The sequence below is a fragment of the Salifodinibacter halophilus genome (genome assembly GCA_012999515.1).
Lineage (GTDB): Bacteria > Pseudomonadota > Gammaproteobacteria > Nevskiales > Salinisphaeraceae > Salifodinibacter > Salifodinibacter halophilus.
In genome coordinates, this window is record JABEEB010000714.1 from 1 (window position 1) to 237 (window position 237).

General features: G+C 71.7%; 1 protein-coding gene. It reads right to left on the minus strand.

The annotated features are described in order from the left end of the window. Positions 1-237 (minus strand): tRNA threonylcarbamoyladenosine biosynthesis protein RimN (locus tag HKX41_13420; protein ID NNC25134.1); only part of this gene is annotated, 237 nt, incomplete at both ends.

Here is a 237-nt window from a genome sequence, read left to right on the forward strand (position 1 = left end):
CACGCCGGGACCAACGCGGTCGCCGGCAGCGCCCAGGTGTGCGGGCCCGGCCAGCTCGCGCGCACCGCCTGCGCGCGCTCGGACGGCAGCGCCGCCCAATCGACTAATGCATCGAGCTGATCGAGCGAAGCGGCGATCAGGATCACGCCCTTGTCCACCGGCCGTTGCTTGATCGCCAGCAGCCGCAGCACCGCGGCCTGATCGAACGGATCGCAGCCGATGCCCCACACCGCTTCG